At 26.6% G+C, this 16234-nt stretch carries 14 protein-coding genes and 1 other annotated feature; of the genes, 9 read left to right on the top strand and 5 right to left on the bottom strand.

Translation table 11 applies throughout. The annotated features are described in order from the left end of the window. Positions 1-9 precede the first annotated feature (9 nt). Positions 10-1296: an ABC transporter substrate-binding protein gene (locus tag I2A75_RS14065; RefSeq protein WP_195265599.1), complete on the bottom strand. Its 1287-nt coding sequence runs from the start codon at positions 1294-1296 to the stop codon at positions 10-12. 654 nt (positions 1297-1950) lie between these two features. On the opposite strand from I2A75_RS14065, the gene I2A75_RS14060 reads away from it, so the two are divergent. The 5 genes from I2A75_RS14060 to recQ all read left to right on the top strand — a co-directional run bounded on the left by I2A75_RS14060 (position 1951) and on the right by recQ (position 8287). Beyond that, positions 1951-3288 (top strand): APC family permease, encoded by a 1338-nt coding sequence (locus tag I2A75_RS14060; protein WP_195265597.1) that lies wholly within the window; start codon positions 1951-1953, stop codon positions 3286-3288. Between the two features lie 185 nt (positions 3289-3473). Next, a complete protein-coding gene (locus I2A75_RS14055; protein ID WP_195265595.1) occupies positions 3474-4253 on the top strand; it encodes an EFR1 family ferrodoxin in 780 nt (259 codons plus the stop codon). Between the two features lie 79 nt (positions 4254-4332). Continuing rightward, positions 4333-4683 carry a DUF1540 domain-containing protein gene (locus I2A75_RS14050; RefSeq protein ID WP_195265593.1) on the top strand — a complete coding sequence of 117 codons (351 nt, stop codon included), beginning with the start codon at positions 4333-4335 and terminating at the stop codon, positions 4681-4683. Between the two features lie 271 nt (positions 4684-4954). Further along, a complete protein-coding gene (locus tag I2A75_RS14045; RefSeq protein ID WP_195265591.1) occupies positions 4955-5641 on the top strand; it encodes a TIGR01906 family membrane protein in 687 nt (228 codons plus the stop codon). A gap of 213 nt (positions 5642-5854) precedes the next feature. Next, complete coding sequence (gene recQ / locus I2A75_RS14040) at positions 5855-8287, top strand: DNA helicase RecQ (RefSeq protein ID WP_195265589.1); 2433 nt, start codon at positions 5855-5857, stop codon at positions 8285-8287. Positions 8288-8345: 58 nt separating this feature from the next. Here recQ and I2A75_RS14035 read toward each other — a convergent pair whose 3' ends face one another. Beyond that, positions 8346-9512 carry an iron-containing alcohol dehydrogenase gene (locus I2A75_RS14035; protein WP_195265587.1) on the bottom strand — a complete coding sequence of 389 codons (1167 nt, stop codon included), beginning with the start codon at positions 9510-9512 and terminating at the stop codon, positions 8346-8348. A gap of 107 nt (positions 9513-9619) precedes the next feature. Further along, positions 9620-10996: an aldehyde dehydrogenase gene (locus tag I2A75_RS14030; RefSeq protein ID WP_195265585.1), complete on the bottom strand. Its 1377-nt coding sequence runs from the start codon at positions 10994-10996 to the stop codon at positions 9620-9622. Between the two features lie 356 nt (positions 10997-11352). Between I2A75_RS14030 and I2A75_RS14025 the strand changes: the two genes are divergently transcribed. From I2A75_RS14025 to I2A75_RS14015, 3 genes are all read left to right on the top strand, one after another. Next, a complete protein-coding gene (locus tag I2A75_RS14025) occupies positions 11353-11625 on the top strand; it encodes a metal-sensitive transcriptional regulator (RefSeq protein ID WP_195265583.1) in 273 nt (90 codons plus the stop codon). Between the two features lie 72 nt (positions 11626-11697). Then, positions 11698-11957: a binding site (T-box leader), on the top strand. A 105-nt stretch (positions 11958-12062) separates the two neighbouring features. Further along, positions 12063-13076, top strand: a complete 1014-nt coding sequence (gene asnA / locus I2A75_RS14020; protein WP_195265581.1) for an aspartate--ammonia ligase — start codon at positions 12063-12065, stop codon at positions 13074-13076. A 157-nt stretch (positions 13077-13233) separates the two neighbouring features. Continuing rightward, positions 13234-13422, top strand: coding sequence for a ferredoxin (locus tag I2A75_RS14015; RefSeq protein ID WP_195265579.1), 189 nt, complete (start codon positions 13234-13236; stop codon positions 13420-13422). A 43-nt stretch (positions 13423-13465) separates the two neighbouring features. Here I2A75_RS14015 and I2A75_RS14010 read toward each other — a convergent pair whose 3' ends face one another. Both I2A75_RS14010 and I2A75_RS14005 read right to left on the bottom strand, forming a co-directional pair. Next, positions 13466-13939 (bottom strand): threonine/serine exporter family protein, encoded by a 474-nt coding sequence (locus I2A75_RS14010; protein ID WP_195265577.1) that lies wholly within the window; start codon positions 13937-13939, stop codon positions 13466-13468. 1 nt (position 13940) lies between these two features. Then, a complete protein-coding gene (locus I2A75_RS14005) occupies positions 13941-14705 on the bottom strand; it encodes a threonine/serine exporter family protein (RefSeq protein ID WP_195265575.1) in 765 nt (254 codons plus the stop codon). Positions 14706-14922: 217 nt separating this feature from the next. Between I2A75_RS14005 and glyA the strand changes: the two genes are divergently transcribed. After that, complete coding sequence (gene glyA / locus I2A75_RS14000; RefSeq protein WP_195265573.1) at positions 14923-16158, top strand: serine hydroxymethyltransferase; 1236 nt, start codon at positions 14923-14925, stop codon at positions 16156-16158. The last annotated feature ends 76 nt before the right edge of the window (positions 16159-16234 follow it).

The raw sequence follows: 16234 nt of genomic DNA, 5'->3' as shown, positions 1-16234 counted from the left end.
TATCATGGCTTATTTTTTTGTTGCAGCCTGAATTTCTTCAAGCATCTTAGTTTGATCAATTTCTCCTTTAGCATATTTAGAGAAAATAGGTGCTAATTTTTCTTTGTTGAATCCATCAGGAAGATTAGTAAATGCCCAAGGAAGAGTTTTTCCAGCATTGTTATATTCGATTATTGACTTAGCTAATTTATCTTCGGTTTCAACTTTGAAATTAGTAAATGCTGGTATCATATTCATATCTTCTATTAAAGCTTTTTGACCAGTTTCACTAGTAACCATCCAATCAAGGAATGCTTTAGCTTCAGCATTTGCAGCAGAATCTTTGTTAACTGTCCAGTACATTGGAACTCCAACAGGAATGCTTCCACTTATTTTAGTGTCATTATTAATAGATAATGGAATGAATCCCATATCAAAATCTGCACCTAGTCCTGCTAAATCTCCAGCAACCCAGTTTCCTTGATGTAAGAAAGCAGTCTTACCTAAAGCAAAGTTACCAACTTGAGTACTATAGTCTATTGTGTCTAAAGAAGCTCCTCCACCGTATTTACAAAGTAAGTCAACAAGGTTCATCCAATCTTTAAATCCTTGATTATTTACAATGTCTGCTTTACCATCAATATAATCTTTGGTAAATTGTGCAGGATTATTTTGTGCAGCTAGTCCAATATTAAAAGTATGATTTCCAGTTACCCAAAATTCTTTTGTGGTATAGGATATAACATTTTCTAAACCTAAATCAGCTTTCTTGGAATCTAATTGTTCAACAGCAGCTTTTAATTTATCGAAAGTGTCAATTGATTTTGGGTCTATAGATGCCTTATCTAAAATTTCTTTATTATATATTAGTCCGTATCCTTCAGTTGCAACTGGCATACCATAGATTTTACCATCCTTTGTTACTGTGTCTAATGTACCTTTAACAGCATTTGAAACCCATTTTTCAGAAGATAAATCATCAACTTTATGAGACCATACTTCTAAGTCACCAGCCCCTTGAACCATGAAAATATCTGGCTCAGTACCTTTTTGGAATTCAGCCTTTAAAGCTGCACCATAGTCAGCCCCACCACCAACTGAAGTAACTTCAACTTTGACTCCAGTTTCTTCTTCATATTTTTTTGCTAGTTGTTGTAAAGCATCATTAATCTCAACTTTAAGTTGAAATACTTTAACTACTTTATTTTCATCACTCTTATTGGTATCGTTTTCTGTTTTGCCAGAATTAGAAGAACATCCAACAAATACACCAGCCATCAAAGATGCAGCTAAAACAGTTGCTAATACTTTTTTCATTTTTTAACCCCTCCATATATATGTTAAAATTTAATAAGAAAGAGCAAACGATTGCACTCTCTACAAATATCTTACATTTAAAGAAAAAATTATTCAATAAGAATATTAATAAAATATAAAATTTGGATTTTTGCACTAAATAACATATTTAAGATTGAGATAATTTTAAAATATATACAAATTTCTTTTTCTATATAAATTAAATAAAGCTTAAAATGTTACATTTTTAAATATATCAATAATATATTTAGAAAAATTATAAATATTATATAGATAAAGTGGAGAATAGTGGCAATATTTTTATAAGTTTAGTGTTAAGATATTGAGAAGTAAAAGAAAAAATAAAATATTAAATTTGGCTAATTTTACAATTGATTAATGTTATATATAATTATTTTGGTAATTGATAATAAGAAGGGTAAGTAGATTTTAGAGATTATATAGAAATAGAAATAGTGTAATTATTAAAAATACCAATGGAGTTATTAAAAACAAATATAGAAAATTAAATTGGGTTTTATTGATAAAATGAATTAAATATTTAAATTATACTTAAAAATTGTTAATTTTATATTCTTATTTTTGCTTTTTTGTGATATAGTGGACATAGTTATTTGTCATTATTAATAAAACTTAACAAGAAGAGGTGGAAATATGAAGAAAAATGAATATGGCTTATTTACTGCCATAGGTATGATAGTAGGAATTGTAATAGGATCTGGAATATTTTTCAAGAGTGATAATATCTTAGTAGCAACTAATGGAAGTATAAGCTTAGGAGTACTTGTTTTCTGTATTGCTGCTATGGGAATTATATTTGGAAGCTTAACTATTTCAGAATTGGCATCTAGAGAATCAACTGCAGGAGGAATAATAACTTATGCTGAATTCTCATATAATAAATCAATAGCTTGTGCATTTGGATGGTTTCATACATTCTTATATTACCCTACACTTATTGCTGTAGTTGCATGGGTATCAGGTATATATATATGTATGTTATTTGGAGTTAGCGGTGGGTTAGAACTTCAAATATTTATTGGTTTTGCAGTTATTGTATTATTTTATATATTAAACATTTTATCAGCAAAATTAGGAGGGTATTTTCAAAATGCTTCAACTGTTATTAAAGTTATTCCATTAATATTAATAGCTTTAGCAGGAGTTTTCTTTGGAAATCCTAGTGAAATTTCAATAAATGATATTACGCAAATGAAGTCAGCAACATGGATAGCTGCAATTGCACCTATAGCGTTTTCTTTTGATGGATGGATTATAGCAACATCTATTGGACATGAAATAAAAGATTCAAAGAGAAATTTACCAAAAGCTTTAGTAGTTGCTCCATTATTTATATTAATTATTTATGTATTATATTTTGTTGGTATAAGTATGTATGTTGGTCCTGAAACAATTATGAGTTTAGGAGATGCACATGTTGATTTAGCGGCTAATAAATTGTTTGGAGCTTGGGGAGCTAAAATTATATTAACATTTGTAGTTATTTCTATTTTAGGAACTGTGAATGGCTTAATAATGGGACATACTAGATTACCATATTCCTTAGCTATAAGAGGAATGTTTCCAAAATCAAATAAAGTAAAAATTGTTAATGAAAAATTAGGAATGCCAATTTTCTCTTCATTAGTGGCATTTATAATTTCAATAACTTGCTTATTTATTCATTATTTAACACAAAGGTATAATCTTTTACCAAATAGTGATATATCAGAAATTTCTATTACAGTAAATTATGTACTGTATATATTATTATATTTTAAGGTATTTAAAATGGGATTAAGTGGCGAGGTTAAGGGATTATGGAAGGGTAAGATAAATCCTATTCTTGCAACAATTGGTTCTCTTATAATACTATTTGGAGGGCTTGGAAATTCATTATTCCTTGTATATGCATTAATATGTGGAGCCATATTAGTATCAGCAATTTTATTTTGGAAATTTAATGAATCAGATGCAATAATTATAGAATAAAAAATGAGTGAAAAAGATAGGAAAAAGTCCTATCTTTTTTTATTTTGATGAAAAAGAGTAAATAAGATATATATATGTAAAATTAAAATAATTTCCAATATTATGCATATAATATATAATTATTAACATAAGCTTATTATTGTAGCCTAGCTAAATTTTAATTGTAATAAAAGGAGAGGGTTATATTGAAGGGGTTGATCTTATATTTTAGTGGCAGTGGAAATACAAAGTTTATTGCAAATAAAATAGAAGAAGAATTTGTAAAAAATGGTTGTGACATAGAAAATCATTCTATAGAAGAAAAGATAAATATTAAGAACTTTGAATATGATTATTTAATACTTGGATTTCCTAAATATTTTGAATATATTCCTCAAAATTTTATGGAATATATAAACGATAATTTAGGTATGTCGTATAAAGAAGTAAAAACAATGATATTTACTACAGGGAAGGATAAAAATAAAATATGCTTTAATGAATTAGAAAAAATTTTATTAGAAAAAAAATATAAAGTTATAGTGACTAAGAATTTTAAAATGCCAGATAGTTTTATTATAAGTAAAAATTATAGAAATGTTAAAAATAATGATTTAGATAGAATTTATCAGAGTTCATCCAATGAAATAAAAGATACAGTTGCAAATTTTTTAATTGAAAATTATAGTAAAGAAGAAATAAATAATTTTAAAGCAACAATAATGAAGAGGTTATATAAATTTAAAACTAAAGATCTATATAAAAATTCTTATAAGTTTTCTATAAATTCTAGTTGTGATAAATGTAATTTGTGTGTAAAGGTTTGCCCTACAAGGAATATAGAATATATAGGAGATGATATTAAATTTAGAGACAATTGCATTATGTGTTGTAGGTGCATGAGCTGTTGCCCAAAAAACGCAATATTGTATAAAAATAAAAAATATCCACAGTACAAAGAAAATATAGATTTAATAATAGGTTAATTTATATATAAGAATAAATATATGATATAATGCAAAAACTTTCTATAGGAGGAAAATCTCTTATAGAAAGGATGATCAAATGAATAGATTAGCCTGTAATGTTAGAAAGTGCAATTATAATTTTTTTGGAATATGTGATAATGATAAAATTAAAATTGTCAATAAGCTAGATGATGAAATAAAAACATCTTGTGTAACATTTGAAAAATATAAAATTTCTAAAAGGGTATTCATGATGGGGAAGACAGATTTATATATAGATAAATTATATAAAATAAATGATAAATTACTTTTTCCACATATAGAGTGTAATGCAGAAAAGTGTTTTTACAATAAAGAAAAAACATGTTATTCTAACTACGTTATGATAAAATCTATAAAAGAAAATGGTAAATTTGAAAGAAGATGTGAATGTTTTAAAGTAGACTGAAAAAGTAGTAAAAATTAAAGATAATACTATGGATATAAGATATTTAGTATGAATTTCTACTAACTATCTTATATTTTTTTGTATTTCAATTAGTTTCAATGTAACTAAAATTAAATTGTTTTATACATAGAGTATTTGTTTTATTTTTTCTATTCAAAATTATAATTATTATGTTATTATGTATATAAGTTAAAATAGATATTTTATATTTTGCTAAATATTCATATAATTAATACTTATTAATAATGTTGAAAAATAAAAGAGGTAAACTATGAAGAGGTTGTTAATTTCAATATCCAAGATTATTCAAGGAATAATGGTAGCATTGTTTACAATTGGATTAAGCGTAATCATATCTTTAAATTTAAGGATTATTTATAGTTATTCAATAGATAAATATAATTTAACAAAATTAGGTCAACTTTCAAAAGAAGCGTTAATGAATGATTATAATCTATTATTAAATTACTTACAAAATCCATTTATAAAAAAGCTAAAATTTAATAATTTTATAATGAGTACTAATGGAGAATTTCATTTTTATGAAGTGAAAAAAATATTTTTGAATATTTACTTAATTATTATAGTTATAGTACTAGCCTTTTTAATAATTAAATTTATTTTAAATCGACACAATAAAAAATTTGAGGTCTTTAAAATTCTTAATTATGGAGCTAATACACTTATAAGTATAATCACAATATTACTTACTTCAATATTTATAGATTTTTCAAAGGCTTTTGTAATATTTCATAAGATATTTTTCAATAATGATTATTGGGTTTTTGATTCAAAAACAGATCCAATTATTGATGTATTACCAGAAGAAGTATTTAAATTATATGCTATAATAGTAATAGTATTTGTTTTGGGATTTATAACTTTTTACAAGATATTTTATTATAAAGAAAAGAATAAAAATAAATTAGTTAAGAATGAAATTATTATGAAAAAGTGAAGGAGTCCCTTCACTTTTCTTTTAAATATGTAAGTTACAACAAATGTTAAATGTACTAATTACAAGTGTTAATTATGAAGAGCATTAGTTGAAAAAATAATTGTACGATTTCTAGATAACTTATTTAACTATTATATATGATTAAGAACGTATGTTTGTGTCGATAATTATAATAGTTAAATAAATGGTAGATAGTTTTAAGGAGTGTTTTGTGTGAAAAATAGAGGCTTAGAAATATTAGAAAAATATTATGGATATAAAAGCTTTAGAAGAGGGCAAGAAAATATTATAAATAGCATTTTAAGTGGAAATGATGTATTAGCTATAATGCCAACTGGTGGAGGAAAATCGATTTGTTATCAAATACCTGCATTATTATTAGATGGAGTAACTATAGTAATTTCTCCGCTTATATCTTTAATGAAGGATCAAGTTGATGCAATAAAAGAGATGGGAATAGAATCTGCATATATAAACAGTTCATTAACTTCTAGAGAATTTGAAGAAATAATAACTAATGTTAAAGAAAATAAATACAAAATAATATATGTAGCTCCTGAAAGATTAGAATCATATGAGTTTATTATGGCTATAACGGAATGTAGAATAAGTCAAATTGCAATAGATGAGGCACATTGTGTATCTCAATGGGGGCATGATTTTAGATCAAGTTATAGAAGAATAAAAAATTTTATTGAAATGCTTAGTATAAGACCAATCATAACAGCTTTTACTGCAACAGCAACAGAAGAAGTAAAAGAGGATATAATAAATTTACTTGGACTTAGAAAACCAAGTTTATTTGTAACTGGGTTTGATAGAGAAAATTTATTTATTAATATAGAAAAAGGAAATGATAAAAAGAGCTATATATTAAAATATATAGAACAAAATAAAGACAGTTCAGGAATAATATATGCAGCAACAAGAAAAGAAGTTGATTATATTTATGAACTATTGACTTCTAATGGTTATAAAGCAGGTAGATATCATGCAGGGTTAAATGATGAATTAAGAAAAGAAAACCAAGAAGATTTTATTAAAGATAAAATTAATATAATGGTTGCCACCAATGCTTTTGGAATGGGAATAGATAAACCTAATATTAGATTTGTAATTCATTATAATATGCCTAAAAATATAGAAGGCTATTATCAAGAAATAGGTAGAGCAGGAAGAGATGGCGAAAAAAGTGAGTGTATACTATTATTTTCTCCAAGTGATATTCATACACAAAAATATCTAATAGAAGTTAGTACTGAAAATATAGAGAGAAAGAATAATCAATATTTTAAACTTAAGCAAATGGTAGATTTAATTTATAGTAATGACTGTTATAGAAAATATATTTTAAGCTACTTTGGAGAAGTTGTTAGTGAAAATTGTAATAACTGTAGTAGTTGTTTAAGTGAAGGCGAATTAGTAGATAAAACCATAGATGCACAAAAGGTATTATCATGTATTTATAGAATGAAAAAGTCTTTTGGAGTAACAATGGTAGTAGATGTGCTAAGAGGTTCTAAAAATAGTAAAGTTATCAATTTAAAATTTAATGAATTATCAACTTACGGAATAATGAAGGATTATTCTAGTGATGAACTTAAGGTATTTATAAACACTTTAATTTCTCATGGATATATGGATTATGTGGAGGGTACATATCCAGTTATAAAGCTTAATAATAGATCAATTAAAGTTATAAAGGGAGAAGAAAAAGTTCAATTTAAGGAAGTTAAAATTAAGAGTACTTCAAATGATAATAATACATTATTTGAAATTTTAAGAGAGCTTAGATTTAATATTGCAAACGAAGAAGGGGTTCCTCCTTATATTATATTTGGTGATAATACGCTAAGAGAAATGAGTACAAAATATCCACTTAATTTAGATGAACTTATGAATATTAGTGGAGTTGGAGAAGTAAAACTAAATAAATATGGAGAAATATTTATTAATACAATTAAAGAGTATGTTGATGAAAATAATATAAAACTAGTTAATAATGAATATAAGAAGAAAAATGAAGAAGTTTATTTGAATGTTGATAGTAATATAGAGTTGTTATCAAGGTTAAAAGTAATTAGAAGAGAATTTGCAAATAAAGAAAACTCTCTACCACAAGCTATTTTATCTTTAAATACTTTGAAAGAAATAAGTGGAAGATATCCTTTGAATCTAGATGAACTAAAAGATATATCTGGAATAGGACCTAAAAAAATAACTAAGTATGGAAATGAAATAATAGAAGAAGTAAGAAGGTTTGTAGTAGAAAAAAACTTAAATATACTTTTCGAAGAAAAAGGAAAAAGAAAAGTGATAATTGATGGAGAAAAGAGATCAAATGAAGAAATAGCTATAGATATGATAAAAGATGGAGTTAGTTTAGAATTAATTTCGGAAGATATTGAAGTATCTGTTTCTACAATATTAGGGTATGTAACAGACTATATAAAGGAAAATGGAGAATTTTCTATTAGTTTAAATTTAAATAAGTATTATAATAATGAAGATAAAGAAAAAATATTAAAAGCTTGTGAGGTAAATGGGTATGAAAAGGTAAGTATTTTGAAAAAATATTTACCTGATAGTATAAAGTATGAGTCAATAAGGGCTGTAATTTTAGAGGAATATTTTAAAGTATCTTAGATAAAGTTAGAAGGAAAAAAGGTGTTACTCAGCAGTAACACCTTTTTCATTCTATAGATTAAAGAGCTAATTTTAAAATTTCTAAAGCTTCAGGATAACGTATTTCTACAAAGTTTCCTACATGATCGCAATGAGCAACTAATTTTCTTGCCATTTCATCTATATGTCCATCGCTAATATTTACATGACTTAATCTAGTTGGAAGTTCAATTTTAGTAAAGAAGTTTTCTAAAGCTTCAATACCACGAAGAGCTGTTTCTTCAGGATCATTCATATTTATATCAATGTCAAAAACTCTATTTGCAAATTGAGCAAATCTATTTACATCATGTTTATAAACGTATTTCATCCAAGCAGGGAATATAATTGCAAGTCCAGCACCATGAGCAATATCATATATTCCACTTAATTCATGTTCTATATCATGTGTTGCCCAATCTCCAACTCTACCCATACTTAAAGAATCATTATGAGCAACCATACCTGATAACATGATTTCTGCTCTTGCATTGTAGTCATTAGGATTTATATTTAATCTTAATGCATTATTTATTATAGCTTTTAAAGAACCTTCACATAATCTATCAGTTAAATCAACATATTGCTCATTAGTAAAGTATCTTTCAAGTATATGAGCAAACATATCTGCAATACCACAAGAAGTTTGATATTTAGGTAAAGTAAATGTAAGTTCCGGGTTTAAAATAGAAAATACAGGTCTTAGTGTAGGGTGTCCAGCACTTCTTTTATATAATCCATCTTCATTTGTTATAACACAACCAGAGCTTGTTTCACTACCAGCAGCAGGTATTGTTAATATAGTTGCTACTTGTAGACATTTATGATTTATAGGTGTGCCTAAAAATAAGTCCCAAACATCTCCATTATAATTAACACCAGCAGCTATTGCTTTAGCTGAATCGATAACACTACCGCCACCAACAGCTAAGATAAAATCTATATCATTTTTTCTACAAAGTTCTATACCTTCTCTTACAAGGGATACTCTTGGATTAGGTTTAACTCCAGAAAGTTCAACTACTTCTATATTTTCTTTCTTTAATGAATTTATAACTTTATCATATAATCCAGTAGATTTTATACTACCACCACCAAAGTGAAGTAATATTTTATTAGCATATTTTTTTACCTCTGCACCAACATTATTTTCAGTATCTTTTCCAAATATGATTTCAGTACCATTTTTATAATTAAAATTTTTCATAAAGTCCTCCTTATATTTGAATATTAAAATATAAGTATATAATACTCTAATAATGAAAAGGTTTCAAGAGAGGTAAATTATATAAGATGTAATTTACATTTGAATATTTATTTCATAACTTTTTTTAATAATTTTATTTTATTATTATATGGTGCAAATTTAATTGGAAATTCAATGAAAGTTCCTCTTTTAATTACAGATTTTTTATGAGTGAATATATCAAAGCTTGCTTTGCCATGGTATGCCCCCATGCCACTTGGACCAACGCCACCAAATGGTAAATAGGAAGAAGCAACATGAATTATAGTGTCATTTATTGTAACGCCACCAGATGTAGTTGAACTTAATACTTTTTCTATAGAAGTGGAATCCTCCGAAAAATAATATAATGCAAGGGGCTTATCTTTATTTATTACATAACTTAAAGCTTCATCCAAATTTGAATATTCTAAAATAGGAAGAATAGGTCCAAAAATTTCTTCTTCCATAATCAAGTTGTTTTCTTTGATGTTTGTTAAAATAGTTGGTTCTAAATATAAATCTTTTTCGTCAACTGATCCTCCAAAATATATTTCACCATCATTTAAATAGTTTTTTAATCTTAATAATGAATGTTTGTTTACTATGCGTGGAAAATCAGAACTAGATTTTATATCAGTTCCAAATTGTAGTAATAATTCTTTTTTTAATTCCAGTAGTAATTTTTCTTTAACGTCTTTTTGAACTAATATATAATCTGGAGCAACACAGGTTTGACCAGCATTTAAAAATTTTCCCCAAACTATCCTTTTAGCAGCTAAATCTAACTTTGCTGAATCATCTACTATACAAGGGCTTTTTCCCCCAAGTTCTAAAGTAACTGGAATAAGATTTTTTGAGGCTTTTTCCATAACTATTTTTCCAACTCTAACGCTTCCAGTAAAGAAAATATAATCAAACTTTAAATCTAATAAGTAAGAAACCGTGTCTTTTCCACCTAATGGATTAACAACGCTTATATAATGTTCATCAAAATTTTCGTTTATTATTTTTTCAAGCAGTAAAGCTGTATTTTGAGTATTTTCTGAAGGCTTAATAATAGCACAGTTTCCAGCGGATATAGCACCTATTAATGGGGCTATAACCAATTGAAATGGATAGTTAAAAGGGCCTATTATTAAAGTAACACCATAAGGATCTTTATAAATATAACTTTTAGCAGGAAAGTGAACAATAGGGCTTTTCTTTCTTTCTCTTTTGGACCATTTTCTTAAATTTTTTATATGAAGATTTAATTCATCATAAACTAGTCCAATTTCAGTAGCATAACTTTCAAAATTTGATTTTCTTAAATCTTTGTATAATGCATCCATAATATCTTTTTCATTTTCTTTTATTATATTTTTAAGTTTTTTTAAATTATTAATTCTAAAGTTAATATCTTTTGTTTTATTAGAATAAAAAAACTCTTTTTGATTATTAAATATATTTAAAATTTTCTCCATAAGAACCTCCATGATTTATCATATAAAATTGAAATTAACATAATACTATTTATATATAAGCTTATTATAGCACTTAAAATAATAATAAATTAAATTATATAAAAAGCAGTAGTAGCTATATTTTTAATAATATAAGAACTATAGTGAATATAATTAATTTAAATTTATAAATAATACTTAATAAAACTAATTATACCAATTTATATAAGAGTAAATAAGATAGTTAAAAAATAAATTTTATTTATATTGGTTTACTGAATCATTAATAATTATGTACATTCTTAATTGAAAGATAGATATATAAATGTTAAAATATATATACCCTATAGAGGTATAGTATTATGGAGGTTTTAAGTATGGAAGAGGAAAACGAAAAGCTAAGAAAAGATATAGTAAATAGATTAAAAAGAATTGAAGGCCAAGTAAAAGGAATTCAAGGAATGATGGAGAAAAATGTGTGTTGCTCTGATATATTAGTACAAATATCAGCTATTAGATCAGCAATAAACAGAGTAGGTGGATTAACTATTGAGTATTATGCAAATAATTGCTTAGGTATTGAAGAGGGCTCATGTGAGCAAGAAACTTTAAAACAATTAATAAAAACTATAAATACATTTGTAAAATAAATATTGAAAAAATTTTAAATAGATATTTACAAGATATTAATAAAGTGATAATATTCTTTATAAATAATTGAATTACAGGCTATGATGAGAAGAAGTAAAATTGATGTATCTTTTCAGAGAGTTCTACATTTGCTGTGAGTAGAATAAGAAAGTTAATTTGAATAACATCTCTGAGCCGTACCCCGAAAGATAACAACTAGTAGGCGGTAACCGGGTTGCACCCGTTATAGTGCTAGAGTATCTAAGTTTTACTTACGTACTTGAAGAGTCTATTATTGTGAAGTAATAGTGAATTAAGGTGGCAACATGGAATTATAGCTTTCATCCTTTTATATATAAAGGATGAAAGCTTTTTTTATTGTAATAAAACTGTTTTACTCTTGGGGATTTGATTATTTAAATTTAATTAATTACTTATTTGAAGGGGGAAATTTAAAATGAAAGTAGAAGGAATAATAATACCAGAAGGTTACAAAAGTAGTACAACATTAATTGAAACAGAGGTTCATATTAAAAAAATAAAAGACTTCTTTGAAAAGAAACTAGCAGAAAGCTTAAATTTAACAAGGGTTTCAGCACCATTATTTGTTGATTCTAAAAGCGGTGTTAATGATAATCTAAATGGAGTAGAAAGACCAGTAAAGTTTGATGTATTAGCAACTGGAAATGATGTGGAAATAGTTCATTCATTAGCTAAATGGAAAAGATTAAGCCTTCATAGATATGGATTTAAAGTATCAGAAGGATTATATACTGATATGAATGCAATAAGAAGAGATGAAGAATTAGATAATTTACATTCTATTTATGTAGACCAATGGGATTGGGAAAAAGTTATAGATAAAAAAGATAGAACTGAAGAAAAACTAAAAGAAGTAGTAAGAAGTATTTATGATGTTTTTAAGGAAACTGAAAATTATGTCCATAAAGATTTAATCAAAGGTGAAGATAAGTTGCCAGAAGAAATATTTTTTATAACTACTCAAGAGTTAGAAGATAAGTATCCAGAATACACTCCAAAAGAAAGAGAAGATGCTATATGCAAAGAACATAAAGCAGTATTTTTAATGAAGGTCGGAGGTGTTTTAAGTTCAGGAGAAAAGCATGATGGAAGAAGCCCTGACTATGATGATTGGAACTTAAATGGAGATATATTATTCTGGTATCCTCTTTTAGATAGAGCTGTAGAGCTATCTTCAATGGGAATAAGAGTAGATGAAAAAGCATTAGATTATCAACTTAGAGTTTCTGGAAATGATGATAGAAGAAGTTTAGATTTTCATAGGATGCTATTGAATGGAGAATTACCTTATACAATAGGGGGAGGAATAGGACAATCTAGAATTTGTATGTATTTCTTAAATAAAGCTCATATAGGAGAAGTACAAGCAAGTACATGGGATGAAAAAAATTTAAAAGTATGTAGAGAAAACGACATAAACTTATTATAATCTATTAAATAAGGAATAATTAATATTTATTAGTAATAATGCTTGTCTAATAATATTGACAAATGAAAATAATTATTTATAATTATGGTATATTAACTTATAAATGCACATTAACTTTTGAAGATATAAGATAATGTGAGTAAAGGAGGCGAATTGCATGAAGGCATTTGTTGACGAAAATACATGTATATCTTGTGGACTTTGCGAAGGAGTCTGTCCAGAAGTATTTTCATTAGAAACAGGAGTTTCAGTTGCTATAGAAGGAACTGTTGCAGCAGAATTTGAAGATGCAACAAGAGAAGCTTGTGAAAGCTGTCCAGTAACAGCTATTTCAATAGAAGAATAATTTAAAAGCCATACACTAAAGGATATTATAGTGTATGGCTTTATTATTTAAATTTTCTTTTTGCACGTCTTTCTAATTCTCTAAATTCTCTCTTTTTTCTAGCAGACATTAAAAGTCTAGTAACTGTTGATACAAATATAACGCCAAGAGAAAGTGAACCAGCATTTGCTAGTGTAGTTAAACCTATTTCTAAAGACTTCATTATATCCCCATTTATAGCTTCATACATAGTATAATACATTCCTCCGCCAGGAACTAATGGAATTAAGGCACAAATTATAAGTGTTGTAACAGGGGTTTTTAATATTCTTGCAAGAACTTCTGAGTAAATACTAAATATAATTGATGAAATAAAAAATGATGAAGTAGTATTAAATCCTAAGCTCTCACAATATATGCTTATAAACCAACTTAATCCACCACCTAAAGCAGCATAAAATAATTTTTGACCTTTTATATTAAATAATATACCAAAACCAAGAGTAGAAAAAAATGCAAATAATGATTGTATTAGCATATTATAGTCCTCCAAAAGTAGAAATCCAAAAACTAAGTACAGCTCCTGTACCTACAGCTATTGATATAGCAACTAAAAAAGCCTCTGCTGCTCTTGTAAGTCCAGCTAGTAAATCTCCAGATATAGTATCCCTTATTGCATTTGTAATAGCGAGGCCTGGAACTAATAGCATTATGGAGCCGATTATAGTTTTGTCTATGTCATTTATAAAGCCTAACTTTAAAAATATAATAGCCATTATAGCAGCAATTCCTGCTGAAATGCTATTTATAAAGAACTGATTTATTTCAAGGCTAGAAAATTTTATGGATACAGATTTTATAACAAGTCCGATGAAAAAAGCAGCAATAGCTTCTTTTATTTTACCACCAAAAAGAAATACAAAGCAAAAGGCACCTAATGCAGAAATTAATATTGCAGTTTTATTATTGTATCTTTCTCCATTATTTATTATTTGAAGTTGATTTTTTAATTCGGATACAGATAAACCTCGACTTATAATATTTCTAGATAAATCATTTACCTTATCAACCTTATCTAAATCAATAGTTCTTGTTGAAACTCTTCTAATTAATGAATAAGTTTTTCCTTCATGACATACTGAAACCATAATACCAGTTGTAGTAACAAAGCTTTCTGCTTCTTCTACTCCATAGATTTTACAAATTCTCCATATTATTTCTTCAGCTCTATATGTTTCTCCACCAGACTCAAGCATTATTTTTCCAGCGAAAGTTGCAACGTGAAGTATTTCATTCATATCCATATTGTATGCTCCTTATAATCTAAAAATTTTCTTAAGGTATTATAACACAATAGCTTTATATATAGTATATACTACTTTTCAGAATTAATAATATATATCATATTAATAAGGAACTACTTTATAAATTTATAAAAAAACAAGAATAATTTAGAAATATTAATTGATTATTATTTGAATTATATTTATAATTTAGTAAAAAAGGATTTGGGGTGATAAAATGAATTTTGAAAATATTTCAAAAGAAGATAAAGCAATTTATGAATTAATAGAAAAAGAATTAAAAAGGCAGCAAGATGGAATTGAACTAATTGCATCAGAGAATTTTGCATCAAAAGCAGTAATGGAAGCTATGGGCTCATTTCTTACAAACAAATATGCTGAAGGATACCCAAATAAAAGATATTATGGTGGTTGTCATATAGTTGATGAAGTAGAAGATATAGCAAGAGAAAGGGCAAAAGAACTATTTGGTGCTGAACATGCAAATGTTCAACCACATTCAGGTTCACAAGCTAACATGGCTGTTTATTTCTCAGTATTAGAGCCAGGGGATACTGTTTTAGGAATGGATTTAAACCATGGAGGACATTTAACTCATGGTTCACCAGTAAATTTCTCAGGAAAGTTATTTAACTTTGTTTCTTATGGTGTTGATAAAGAAACTGAAACTATTGATTATAATATAGTTAGAGAATTAGCACTTAAGCATAAACCAAAACTTATTGTAGCAGGTGCAAGTGCATATGCAAGACTAATTGATTTTAAAGCTTTTAAAGATATATGTGATGAAGTAGGAGCTTTATTCATGGTAGATATGGCTCATATTGCAGGGCTTGTTGCAGCGGGAGTACATCCTTCTCCAGTACCATATGCCGATTTTGTAACTTCAACAACACATAAAACATTAAGAGGACCAAGAGGTGGATTAATTCTTTGTAAAGAAAAATACGCAAAGCAAATAGATAAAACCATATTCCCAGGGATACAAGGAGGACCACTTATACATACTATAGCAGCAAAAGCAGTATGTTTTAAAGAAGCATTAGATCCAAGTTATAAAGAATATATAAAAAACGTAGTTAATAATTGCAATGTTTTAGCAAATGAATTAACTAAATATGATTTTAAAATAGTTTCAGGTGGAACAGATAATCATTTAATACTTGTTGATTTAACTAATAAAGATGTTACAGGAAAAGATGCAGAAATTCTTTTAGATAGTATAGGAATAACAGTAAACAAAAATACTGTACCGAATGAAACTAAAAGTCCATTTATTACATCTGGAATTAGAATAGGTACTCCAGCTGTAACAACAAGAGGATTTAATGAAGAAGATATGAAGGAAGTAGCGTCTATTATAAATGATGCACTTTCTAAAAAAGATAATGATTTAGAATTATTAAAATCAAGAGTTAAAGCCTTATGTGAAAAGCATCCTTTATATGAGTAATAAAGTTTATAGGTAGTTATTAATTCATAGAAAATATAAAAATTAAGAATAGTGGAGATATGTATTATTTTAATAA

Origin of the sequence: Clostridium sp. 1001275B_160808_H3, from assembly GCF_015550425.1 — a bacterium.
Classification (GTDB): domain Bacteria; phylum Bacillota; class Clostridia; order Clostridiales; family Clostridiaceae; genus Clostridium.
The sequence above is the reverse complement of the archived record's forward strand: the minus strand, read 5'-3'. Positions and strand labels throughout refer to the sequence as shown.

Bases quoted from the DNA above. Each gene is read 5' to 3' on its own strand.
- I2A75_RS14065 (WP_195265599.1), bottom strand. From the start codon at position 1,296: ATGAAAAAAGTATTAGCAACTGTTTTAGCTGCATCTTTGATGGCTGGT.
- I2A75_RS14060 (WP_195265597.1), top strand. From the start codon at position 1,951: ATGAAGAAAAATGAATATGGCTTATTTACTGCCATAGGTATGATAGTA.
- I2A75_RS14050 (WP_195265593.1), top strand. From the start codon at position 4,333: ATGAATAGATTAGCCTGTAATGTTAGAAAGTGCAATTATAATTTTTTT.
- I2A75_RS14045 (WP_195265591.1), top strand. From the start codon at position 4,955: ATGAAGAGGTTGTTAATTTCAATATCCAAGATTATTCAAGGAATAATG.
- I2A75_RS14035 (WP_195265587.1), bottom strand. From the start codon at position 9,512: ATGAAAAATTTTAATTATAAAAATGGTACTGAAATCATATTTGGAAAA.
- I2A75_RS14030 (WP_195265585.1), bottom strand. From the start codon at position 10,996: ATGGAGAAAATTTTAAATATATTTAATAATCAAAAAGAGTTTTTTTAT.
- I2A75_RS14025 (WP_195265583.1), top strand. From the start codon at position 11,353: ATGGAAGAGGAAAACGAAAAGCTAAGAAAAGATATAGTAAATAGATTA.
- asnA (WP_195265581.1), top strand. From the start codon at position 12,063: ATGAAAGTAGAAGGAATAATAATACCAGAAGGTTACAAAAGTAGTACA.
- I2A75_RS14015 (WP_195265579.1), top strand. From the start codon at position 13,234: ATGAAGGCATTTGTTGACGAAAATACATGTATATCTTGTGGACTTTGC.
- I2A75_RS14010 (WP_195265577.1), bottom strand. From the start codon at position 13,939: ATGCTAATACAATCATTATTTGCATTTTTTTCTACTCTTGGTTTTGGT.
- I2A75_RS14005 (WP_195265575.1), bottom strand. From the start codon at position 14,705: ATGGATATGAATGAAATACTTCACGTTGCAACTTTCGCTGGAAAAATA.
- glyA (WP_195265573.1), top strand. From the start codon at position 14,923: ATGAATTTTGAAAATATTTCAAAAGAAGATAAAGCAATTTATGAATTA.